Source organism: Sphingomonas sp., assembly GCF_048594985.1.
In the GTDB taxonomy this organism is placed as follows: Bacteria; Pseudomonadota; Alphaproteobacteria; order Sphingomonadales; family Sphingomonadaceae; genus Sphingomonas_I.
The window spans coordinates 1-8,883 of the sequence record NZ_JBMDXG010000261.1 but is presented as its reverse complement, the minus strand read 5'-3'; the positions used below and the strand labels follow the sequence as shown (position 1 = coordinate 8,883).

Below are 8,883 nucleotides of genomic sequence, written 5' to 3'. Positions count from 1 at the left end.
CGATGCCCCGCTGCTCGGCGAGACCGCGTTCGATCAAGTGCTGGGCCCGTCGATCCAGCGCGTCCCGGACTTCGGCGCCAAACCCGGCGCTGGCGAGCGCGGGCGGGTTGCGCGAGATGGCCTGACGGTCGAGCCAGGTCGCGCCATCCGCCGCGATCTGCCCGCTAACGTCGAGATCGGAGCGGACGGCCAGCGCCGTGCGCTGGGCGCCGCGCGCGTCGTGGAAGCGGCGAAGCTCGACGATAGAGCCGGGACCGCTATCGCCAGCCGCGTCGAGGTCGGGGAGTTTGATATGGTGGGTGCGGCCGTCGACGCCGTCGACGACGGCAAAGGCCGTTCCCTTCAATTCGTCGTCGAGCCCGCGTGAGACGAGGCGGCCGACGATCGGGTCGCTGATCGTCTCGGCCGCCAACACATAGCTCGTGGCACTGCGGTCGATCCCACTGGCAGTAAGCCCGCGGTGGATGCGCTTGATAATATCGCCGCGTTCCCCGAGCTGTCGAAGCGTCGCCTCGGCATCTTCCGAAACCGTCCATTGTCCTGGCCCAATCTCTTCGGCGAGAGCCAGCGTCTCGAGTTTGCGAAGGCGCCCGATCTTGAGGACGTGGAATGCGTCAGGTTGCCGGTTGGGTGATGGAGCGAGGTCTATGACCCCGGTCCGGTAGGCGTCGCGGGCGAGCTGCCGATCGATGCTCGTCCATCGCTCGGCGTCGATCTGGCGTTCAAGGGTGCCGCGGATTTCGAGGTCGGTGCGAGGGCCGAGTTCCTGGGTGACGAGATCGCGCGCGCGGTCGCGCATGCCCTCCTTGATGTAGTCGCGCGATATGACGAGATTCTCGCCGTCGTCCCGCACGCCGCGCACGATCAGGTGAATGTGGGGATGCTCGGTGTTCCAATGGTCTACCGCCACCCAATCGAGGCGCGTGCCGAGATCCTTCTCCATCTGCCCGGCCAGGTCTCGGGTGAAGGCCTTGAGGTCGGACATCTCGACGGCGTCGTCTGGCGAGACGATGAAGCGGAAGTGATGACGGTCGTCGGCGCTGCGCTCGGCGAAGCCCTTCGCATCGACATCGTCGCCGCCAGGCCCGAACAGGCGCGCCTTCTCCCCGTCCCGGGTCACCCCGTCGCGGCGCAGATAGGTCAGGTGTGTAGCCAGCGGCGCGTTGCGTCCGCCGAGCCGGACCACCCGCGCTTTCACGACCACGCCGCGCGTGCGCGCCGTGAGCAAGCGGTTGGCCTGCAAGGACGCGCGTTGCCCGCGGCCGAAACGCGAGCGGCTCCCCGAGGAGAGATTTCCGCGTCGGGAGATCATCCCTCCGGCTCGCTGGGCAGCGGCGAGGGCCTGGGAAATGAACGGTCGCGCGGCCTGCGTCTTCGTCGAGCGGATGCGGCCAGGACGGATGCGGATTGTGTCGTCGCTGGTCATCGGCGCCGCTCCGCACATCGCGAAAAGTCCGCTGATGTCCGCGAAAACTTCGGTTCGCGCAGCCTGCGGCCATAGCCTGAACCTCGCGTATCTCGATCATAAGTCCCTGAAAAACCACGACCGCACAAAGCCGCACCTCGCGGCCCTTTATCCTGCCATCGTGCGGTTGTTCTCCCCCATACCTCCCCATTCCCCGCCGAACCTGCGACGGGGCACGCCATGCTGCACCGGCCGGGAGGGGCGGTCATCGCGGCGCCGGGGCTGGAGCCCGCGCGACGAAGATGGTGTCGCGGGTGTCTTGCCTGGGCGTTTCGGTGCTGTCGGCCGTCTGCAGCGGACGCGGTGCGGCGCTGTCGTCGGCCTGCGGTCGCGGCGTCGTGGGATTGCTGCCGGTCTGTGAAACGAACAGCGCCGAGCGTGTCCATGCGAACGGATCGGGCGCAGTGGCCGGGGCGGAGGGAGAGAGCGGTTCCGCCCCGATGAGAGGTGCGATCGCCGCTACATACGCGATGGTCTCGGAAGGGAGCGGTCTGCCGGTCGCCCGATAGTCTTCGTAGCGACCGGGGCCGGCATTGTAGGCGGCGAGGAAGCCCGGTGAGTCGTAGCGGTCGCGCAGTTCGCGCAGATACGCGGCGCCTGCCAGGATGTTGTCGCGCGGGCCGTAGGGGTTGATGCCGAGGCCGTAGCGCGCGCGCAGATAGCCCCATGTCGCGGGCATGATCTGCATCAAACCCATCGCGCCCTTTGGCGAGAGTGCGCGGACATTCCCTCGGCTCTCGATGCGCATCACGGCCCTGATCCACGTTTCCGGCACGCGGAAGCGTTGCGACGCTTCTGCGATGTAGGCTGCGTAGGGATCGCTCGGCGTGGGCACGACGGGGCCGGCCGATTGCGCGCTGGCGCAGGTGAGCGGGGCGAAGCCGAAGACCAGACCGAGAAGGAAAGTGAGTGCCCCGGCTGAGGCGCTCCGGCGTCTGGGTGCCGCTGTCGGGATGCGCTGGCCCTGCATCGGTCAGTCGCGCTCTGCGCGCTTTGGCGGGCGATTCCAGAACAGCCCCCAGGCGCTGGCGTCGTCGGGGGACTGGAAGAGGTTGGCGCGGATCGGGTAGGTAAATGTCGGGGAGTCGAGCTGTAGCGAGACATATTCCCCGGCACGCTCGCCGGTCCGTTTCCAGCCCGCGCCGACTTCGGGGCCATCCTCGTCGCTGCCGAGGTGGATGCGATAGTCGGGTGCGTTCTCCGCGTCGCTCAGACCGACGGGGACGAGCATGAGGTCCGCCGACAGCCCGAGGGTCTCGATGCGCCCCTGATAGCCCGCCTCGGTGCGCTTGAACTGTCCGATCAATGCCATTGCTGGTCTCCTTTCGTGTGCGGTGAAGTGGGTTGTGGGAGAGTCGTCACCGCGCTGACGCCCGCCATATGAAGCGGCCATCGCCCTGCTCGTCGGTGTAGAGTGGGGTCGCGCGGCCGATGACGGCGCTGGTGCTGAGTGGGCCGAAATATCGGCCGTCGAAGCTGCCCGGGACCGCCGTGTTCATGAAGAACAGCTCGTCGTCCAACACCCGCCGACAGCCGTACCAGCCGGGAAGTGGCCGGCCGTTCCGGTCGTGCTCCAGCACATTCCCGGCGCGCACCCCGTCGATGGTGATGGACCGTCCCACGCGGCAGACGCGCTGGCCGGGGACTGCCGCGACATGCTTGATGAGCGGTAGCCCGCGCGGGAGGTAGCCGCCCTCGGCGAGGAAGTCGGCGAGCGGTGGCGGTGGCACGACAACTGCGAGCGCGCCGCGATCGAGCGTCTTGGCGGGCGCGATGGCGTAGAGGCCGATCGGCGTGCTCGCGGAGGCGTTCCAGATCAGCCGGGGCGTGAAGGACGCCAGCGCCGAGGTCGCGACCAGCGCAATTCCCGCAGCGGTGGCGGCCGCGTAGCGGCGGCGAGTCATGCGCCGATCTCGCGCATGCGTTCAAACGCGCGATGTCGCGTTCGCGTGTATCGTCGGGGCGGCGCTCCGACCGCGAGGCGGTTCTGGACGTGTCGCCAGTGGTCGGGCGACACGGCGCAGGGGTCGATGTCCTGAGCTTCGATCGCTTCGATATGTTCCAGAAGCTGCGACACCTTCGGCCACCCGGCGGCGCGCAGCAGGATTTCCGCGCCCGGCGAGACGGTCGGGACTGTCTGGTAGCCCTCGCTTCGCCTGGCCGCGCGCAGGATGTCGAGACGCGAGGCGATGGTGCCGTGGTCGTTCGATGCCCATCTGACGAGCGCAAAGACGGCGTCGGGCGCGAAGAAGAGAATGCGGCGGCGACGATCGAGGATCTGCTCGCGCACTTCCCGGCCGAAGCGGAGCCAATGTTCGGTCTGTTGCTCGACCCAGACAAGCTCGACCTGCGTCATCTCGGAGCCGTCGGTTGCCGGCACGGGTGCGGCGAGCGTGGTCATTCCTTCTCTCCTGATGGCGCTGGAAATTCACGCTCAAAGAGCGCGCGCAGCATGTCCGCGACGGTCTGGCCGCGCTGGAATGCCGCGATCTTGATCCGCCCCCGCATGTCGGCGGTGACGTCGATCGTGAGGCGCGCGGGATATTCCTCGGCGGCTGTCGGGGGACGAACCGGGGTGTGTTCGGGTGCTCGCACCCAGCGTTCGGCGTCGCCGGGGCGGGCAGCGAAACCGCCGGAGGATTGCCGCTCCTTCACGGGAGGATGCCGCTGATCGCTGCGGCGAGCGCCGCGATTTCGGAGGCGGCGATCTGTGAGTGGCCGAGTTCGCTGGCGAGCCGACCGCTTTGCGCTGCTTCTGCAAAGCCGATGCGCTGCCCGATCGTGGCGGCGAGCACGGGAGGGTCGTGATCGGCGAGCGCGGCTGCGGTCTCGCGTGCGATGACGGTGCGCGCCGAGCAGCGATTGAGGACGAACCGCGCGGCCAGTTCGGGCCGGTAGATGCGCGCCTCGCCGAGCAATGAGAGCATCTCGGCGGACGCCCAGCCATCGAGCGGGGACGGCTGGACCGGGATCAGAACGACGTCGGTCGCGATCAGCGCCGAGCGCATCAGACCGGCGACACGGGGCGGCCCGTCGATGACGATATGGTCGACATCACGGGCAAGTTCGGGGGCCTCGCGATGCAGCGTGTCGCGCGCCAATCCGACGACGCCGAACAGCCGTGGATGGCCTTCACGGGCGCGTTGTTCCGACCAGTCGAGGGCCGATCCTTGCGGGTCGGCGTCGATCACGGTGACCCGCTTGCCCTCGCTCGCCCACTGGCCAGCCAAGTGCAACGCGAGCGTCGTCTTGCCGACGCCGCCCTTCTGGTTGAGCAGCGCCACGATCATGAGGACGGCAGTCCCGGTGGCGCGTCGGCCGACGCCAGCGCGGCGATGTGCGTGACCGTTAGACAGATTCCGAAGGAATCTAGGTTAGCAATGTTAGAGTCGAAATAAGTCGCTGAATCCGAAGCGGGATTCCTCGATTCCGGTCCCCGATAGCACGATGGTCCGGTCCCCGATGGCACGATAGGGCTGGTCCCTGATAGCACGAGGGGTTTCACAGCTTATCCACAGGCCGGGCGAGCTTCAGGCGGCGCCGGCGCGGCACCGCGAACGGTATCGGGTCGGTTGGCACGAAGGTCAGGATGTCGGGGTAGCCCTTGCCGGGCAGGATCGCGAGCTTGTAGCCGGGGAGAGGCTGTCGCTGGACAATCTCGCGCAGGTCGTAGGCGAAGTGCTTGAGCGGCGAGAGCGAGCCGGACTTCGCGTGGAGGTGCGCAAAGTCGAAACTCCAGCCGGTTTCTTGCCGACCGCCATGCTTGCGGACCAGGCGGTAGAGCCATCGTTCGAGGCCACCGGTCAGGTTGAAATAGTCGCGGTCGATCGTCAGCACGAGCGCGTCGTCGAGTACGGCTGAGAAGAACCAGTCGGGGACGATGAGTTCTAGGCCGAGCGGGCGTCCGCGTTCGTCGACCCGCTCCGTCCATTCATTGATCCACGAGACGCGGTGCATCCGCAGCTCGGTCGGGTGTCGGATCGAGGTGGCGACCGTCGTCGACTGGAGGCGGTCGAGGGCAGCTTTGAGCCGCTCATAGTCGCGCAGCGAGACACCCCGGCCGATGAAGTTCAGGATCTCATAGGGTGTGGTCGCCATCAGGCGCGACGGGCGCAATCCGAGGTCGCGCGCCTCGACGATCTGGGAGGCGGCCCAGATGAGGATGTCGGCGTCCCAGATGGTTGCCATGCCGTGCTCGGGCACAGCTTCGACGCGGATCTTCACAGAACCGGCTTTGAAGTCGATTGGGGCAAGCCGCTTGGATTTGGCGAGGGAGAAGAATGGGTAGGCCATGAGGTCCTGTGCGTCGCGGGGTGCAAGATCGCCGGGGAGCGATCTGAACAGGTCGAGCTGGGCGCGTTCGCCGTGCTGCCGGGTCGGTGGGGGCATTGGCGATCAGGCGCGATCGGGGAGCCCGGCGATGGCGGCATGGGGCTTGGCCGGCGGCACGGTGCGGGCACGGGGATCGGAGGTCGATGTCGCGACGCCGAGATCCGCCCAAGCCTGCAATTCGTCGATTGAATAGACGACCCGGCCGCCGAGCTTACGGAAGGTCGGTCCCGTGCCGTAGGTGCGGTGCTTCTCCAGCGTTCGTTGCGAGAGGCCGAGGAATCGGGCGGCCTCTGGCGTGCGGAGGTAGCGGTTCGGAAGTGTAGCGGCCTTTTCAGCCATAGGAACCTCGGTGTATCGCAGGGGCGCCGTGCAGGGACGGCGGGATGCGAGCATCGTGGCGTGCGTTCGGCGGTTCAGACGATGTCGAAGTTAAGCGGCTAATTTCGACATCACGGCTTTAACCGCGCGAGCGGCGGGGACGGCGCATCAAGTCGAGATATCCGCCACGGACAAGCACGCGCCCATCGCGCGCTAGGCGGATCACGGTCTCTCGCACCGGGCTGCCGACCCAGTCGCCGGGCTCGGTAGGATGCTGCGGGTAGAGTTGAAGCGCGATTTCCCGATAAGTGGCCTGAGCGGCGTCGCCATCGATGGCTCGCAGCATGAGACGCGCACGGGCGCGGCGCTGTCGTGTCACTCGCTGGTCGGCGGGCACCCGCTTTCCGGTAAGGCCGGACCAGAACCGTTCAAGAGAGGCCAGTCGGTCGGCGGTAAGCGCATCGAGAATTGTCAGTGCGCAGAGGGTTCGGCGATCATCGGGATCGGTGAGTTCGACGTCATATTGATCGCCGCGAATATCGAGGCGCATGAGGCTCGGCGCATGCTGCAGGATCATGAGCGGACGCAGGTCATCGCTCGTCAGCGGAAGTGCACTTGGCGTCGAACCGGGTGTGAGAACGATCGCGGCGGGATTGGCGTGGACGGACCAGAATATCGGTTGATGCTTGGCGGAGTGGCGGGGGTCGGCCAGGACTTCGCAACCCCCATTGCTCGGCAAGAGCGGTTTCCGCCTCGAGCGTCACGCGGGCGCGGGTTCGGATGGCTCGATAGGCACTCTGATACTCGGGGTTCCGGCGCAGGAACTCCCAAGCCAAGTCCGTGGGCGAGAGCTGGTCGACATAGTCGTATGCTCGCTCCGAACGCCAATCACCGTCGTCTGCCACCCTCCAGCCTCCGCGCATATGCGTGCACGCGAGATGCGCGCGAGGAGAATCTGGAGGTTAAGGTTGCGGGGGAAGAGCGAAGTGGCGACAACGTGATGTCGTTACTGCATCACCAAAACAGATCGATCAGCGGCCCAGTTCGTTCGGCCCGTGCTCAGTCATCCATTTGGCGCGCGCCAGATGCGCGGCGTGGACGGCCTTGGCGCGAATGGGATCTGCATCCGAATCGATGCCGAAGAGGATTGATGCGACCTCGCGCCAGTCGGCGCCGTCGGTGTCGGCATCGAGGAGGCGGAGATAGAGCTTGAGGTGCGAGCGATCATAGTCGGTGACCGACGAATCGCTCGGTGGTGTCTCAGAGAAATTGCTCGTCATCGCCGTAACCATAGCGAGGCGCTTCTATCCATAATGGGTGGATTTGCCACCGACGATTGTCGGTCAGCGCCCGCATTGCGGGGAGCCGTTGCGCTGCGACGGCGATCAGTCTGCCCTAGATCCTTCAACGAGCATCACCCCAACACCTTGGGCGGAGTTAAGGAGCACGATCCCGCTGCGCTCGAAGGCGCGCCGGACTTCATCGCGAGTGCTCTCATAGACCTCAAGACCGCTTTCCGACTCGAGCCTTTTGAGCGCGGTCAGAGATACGCGGGCCTGGTCAGCGAGCGTCTCCTGTGTCCATCCCAGCAACGCGCGTGCGGCCCGAGATTGTCGGGCGGTGATCATGACGATCACCTCCCACCCGGACCAATACGCACGCCAGAACTACGGCTATAATAGTCGTTCCTTGCACCCCGCGCCACAAGATGCTTCTGGCGCGGGGTCGCACCTGCGGCCTGCGCGGCGCTCTCTGATTCGCTTCACAAGCATGGCGATAGGCCCCGACCGTGGTGGTCGGGGCCTATCGCAGATGGCCTTAGTCGGTGCGTCGGCCGGTGGGGCGGGACCAGATCAGCGCGTAACCTTCGCCGTCCTCATCGTCGAAGAGGTTGGCGTAGATCGGGGCGGTGAAGCTGGGATCGTCGAGCTTCAGGCCGAGATAATTGCGGCCCTCGTTCGACTGCTTGGACCAGGCGGCGCCGATCTCGACGCGGCCGACCAGAACCCGGTGGCTAGGTGCGTTCTCGCCGGTGGCGCGCTGATCCTGGACGATGCGGACGTTCTTGGCCTGCACGCTGAGAGTGACGATCTCGCCGGTGAAGTCGTTCGAGCCGGTCTTCTTGAAGGTGCCGATGGTCGCCATGGTAAGTCTCCGTTTCCGTTCGAGCCCGCTCCATTGCGGCCTCGATGGCGATCGGGAGGTCGGAGGCGATCGGCGGCGCACCCCGCAGGGGCCTGACAGCAGAGGAGGACTTTCTTGATTCGCGAGGAATGGCGGCGCAGCCGGCAGGGGAAGAAAGTTTGACGGCGCTGTTGCGCCTAGACGATCGAGGCGCAGCCGTCCTTCGACCAGATCAGGCCATTGCAGAGGCCGTTTGGGGCGGTCGGTAGCGGATATAGACGGGGCCCATGGCTGTCGGCAGAGGATAGTCCGGCTCGCTCGCTCTTCCGCCGGGGGGCAACCCTGCTGCTGGCGCAACCACCCTCCATCCCGGGATTGTCGCTCCGCTCGATACGGGCCGACATCCGGACCGCCGTGCCGCGCGATCTGCCTCCTTCCGACGTCGATGAATGCCGCGACCGTGGCCGAGCGGGAGACCCGCTCCGCCCCGGTCCGCTGCCCTGCTGGCCGGGGTGGCGTGGTGTTCGCTGGTCTTGCCCTGCTCCTGCCGGGGCATCTGGACGGTCAGGCCCGTACGAGGGGCGGTCCGCTACGGTCGGGGCCTGTCGCCATGCCGGCGACGCGGGCGAGGGCGGTCGCGCCGA

At 66.7% G+C, this 8,883-nt stretch carries 14 protein-coding genes; all 14 read right to left on the bottom strand.

Features of this window, described 5'->3' with window-relative positions; all coding sequences use genetic code 11:
* The coding region (locus ACOJSF_RS10545) for a relaxase/mobilization nuclease domain-containing protein (protein ID WP_420142161.1) at nucleotides 1-1,426 on the bottom strand (1,426 nt) is incomplete at its 3' end.
* A 244-nt stretch (nucleotides 1,427-1,670) separates the two neighbouring features.
* Nucleotides 1,671-2,435 (bottom strand): lytic transglycosylase domain-containing protein, encoded by a 765-nt coding sequence (locus ACOJSF_RS10540; protein WP_420142160.1) that lies wholly within the window; start codon nucleotides 2,433-2,435, stop codon nucleotides 1,671-1,673.
* A gap of 3 nt (nucleotides 2,436-2,438) precedes the next feature.
* The gene (locus ACOJSF_RS10535; protein WP_420142159.1) at nucleotides 2,439-2,777 is read right to left on the bottom strand and encodes a DUF736 domain-containing protein; all 339 of its coding nucleotides are present in this window, start codon (nucleotides 2,775-2,777) and stop codon (nucleotides 2,439-2,441) included.
* A 46-nt stretch (nucleotides 2,778-2,823) separates the two neighbouring features.
* Nucleotides 2,824-3,369: a S26 family signal peptidase gene (locus tag ACOJSF_RS10530; RefSeq protein ID WP_420142158.1), complete on the bottom strand. Its 546-nt coding sequence runs from the start codon at nucleotides 3,367-3,369 to the stop codon at nucleotides 2,824-2,826.
* Nucleotides 3,366-3,866 carry a DUF2840 domain-containing protein gene (locus ACOJSF_RS10525; RefSeq protein ID WP_420142157.1) on the bottom strand — a complete coding sequence of 167 codons (501 nt, stop codon included), beginning with the start codon at nucleotides 3,864-3,866 and terminating at the stop codon, nucleotides 3,366-3,368. Before ACOJSF_RS10525 ends, ACOJSF_RS10530 begins: the two co-directional genes overlap by 4 nt.
* Nucleotides 3,863-4,120, bottom strand: coding sequence for a hypothetical protein (locus ACOJSF_RS10520; RefSeq protein ID WP_420142156.1), 258 nt, complete (start codon nucleotides 4,118-4,120; stop codon nucleotides 3,863-3,865). The genes ACOJSF_RS10525 and ACOJSF_RS10520 overlap by 4 nt, the downstream gene beginning before the upstream one ends.
* Nucleotides 4,117-4,755 carry a ParA family partition ATPase gene (parA, locus tag ACOJSF_RS10515; protein ID WP_420142155.1) on the bottom strand — a complete coding sequence of 213 codons (639 nt, stop codon included), beginning with the start codon at nucleotides 4,753-4,755 and terminating at the stop codon, nucleotides 4,117-4,119. The genes ACOJSF_RS10520 and parA overlap by 4 nt, the downstream gene beginning before the upstream one ends.
* 211 nt (nucleotides 4,756-4,966) lie before the next feature.
* Nucleotides 4,967-5,854: a replication initiator protein A gene (locus ACOJSF_RS10510; RefSeq protein WP_420142154.1), complete on the bottom strand. Its 888-nt coding sequence runs from the start codon at nucleotides 5,852-5,854 to the stop codon at nucleotides 4,967-4,969.
* Nucleotides 5,855-5,860: 6 nt separating this feature from the next.
* On the bottom strand, nucleotides 5,861-6,136 hold the full coding sequence (locus ACOJSF_RS10505) for a helix-turn-helix transcriptional regulator (RefSeq protein ID WP_171743434.1): 276 nt from the start codon (nucleotides 6,134-6,136) through the stop codon (nucleotides 5,861-5,863).
* 118 nt (nucleotides 6,137-6,254) lie between these two features.
* Nucleotides 6,255-6,692, bottom strand: coding sequence for a DUF2285 domain-containing protein (locus ACOJSF_RS10500; RefSeq protein WP_420142153.1), 438 nt, complete (start codon nucleotides 6,690-6,692; stop codon nucleotides 6,255-6,257).
* A 13-nt stretch (nucleotides 6,693-6,705) separates the two neighbouring features.
* Nucleotides 6,706-7,038 (bottom strand): transcriptional regulator domain-containing protein, encoded by a 333-nt coding sequence (locus ACOJSF_RS10495; RefSeq protein ID WP_420142152.1) that lies wholly within the window; start codon nucleotides 7,036-7,038, stop codon nucleotides 6,706-6,708.
* Between the two features lie 108 nt (nucleotides 7,039-7,146).
* Entirely contained in the window at nucleotides 7,147-7,407 is a 261-nt protein-coding gene (locus ACOJSF_RS10490; protein WP_420142151.1) for a DNA -binding domain-containing protein, read from the bottom strand.
* 93 nt (nucleotides 7,408-7,500) lie between these two features.
* Complete coding sequence (locus ACOJSF_RS10485; RefSeq protein WP_420142162.1) at nucleotides 7,501-7,743, bottom strand: hypothetical protein; 243 nt, start codon at nucleotides 7,741-7,743, stop codon at nucleotides 7,501-7,503.
* A gap of 190 nt (nucleotides 7,744-7,933) precedes the next feature.
* Entirely contained in the window at nucleotides 7,934-8,260 is a 327-nt protein-coding gene (locus ACOJSF_RS10480) for a DUF736 domain-containing protein (RefSeq protein WP_420142150.1), read from the bottom strand.
* Between the last annotated feature and the right edge of the window lie 623 nt (nucleotides 8,261-8,883).

Bases quoted from the DNA above. Each gene is read 5' to 3' on its own strand.
- ACOJSF_RS10540 (WP_420142160.1), bottom strand. From the start codon at position 2,435: ATGCAGGGCCAGCGCATCCCGACAGCGGCACCCAGACGCCGGAGCGCC.
- ACOJSF_RS10535 (WP_420142159.1), bottom strand. From the start codon at position 2,777: ATGGCATTGATCGGACAGTTCAAGCGCACCGAGGCGGGCTATCAGGGG.
- ACOJSF_RS10530 (WP_420142158.1), bottom strand. From the start codon at position 3,369: ATGACTCGCCGCCGCTACGCGGCCGCCACCGCTGCGGGAATTGCGCTG.
- ACOJSF_RS10525 (WP_420142157.1), bottom strand. From the start codon at position 3,866: ATGACCACGCTCGCCGCACCCGTGCCGGCAACCGACGGCTCCGAGATG.
- parA (WP_420142155.1), bottom strand. From the start codon at position 4,755: ATGATCGTGGCGCTGCTCAACCAGAAGGGCGGCGTCGGCAAGACGACG.
- ACOJSF_RS10510 (WP_420142154.1), bottom strand. From the start codon at position 5,854: ATGCCCCCACCGACCCGGCAGCACGGCGAACGCGCCCAGCTCGACCTG.
- ACOJSF_RS10505 (WP_171743434.1), bottom strand. From the start codon at position 6,136: ATGGCTGAAAAGGCCGCTACACTTCCGAACCGCTACCTCCGCACGCCA.
- ACOJSF_RS10500 (WP_420142153.1), bottom strand. From the start codon at position 6,692: ATGATCCTGCAGCATGCGCCGAGCCTCATGCGCCTCGATATTCGCGGC.
- ACOJSF_RS10495 (WP_420142152.1), bottom strand. From the start codon at position 7,038: ATGCGCGGAGGCTGGAGGGTGGCAGACGACGGTGATTGGCGTTCGGAG.
- ACOJSF_RS10490 (WP_420142151.1), bottom strand. From the start codon at position 7,407: ATGGTTACGGCGATGACGAGCAATTTCTCTGAGACACCACCGAGCGAT.
- ACOJSF_RS10485 (WP_420142162.1), bottom strand. From the start codon at position 7,743: ATGATCACCGCCCGACAATCTCGGGCCGCACGCGCGTTGCTGGGATGG.
- ACOJSF_RS10480 (WP_420142150.1), bottom strand. From the start codon at position 8,260: ATGGCGACCATCGGCACCTTCAAGAAGACCGGCTCGAACGACTTCACC.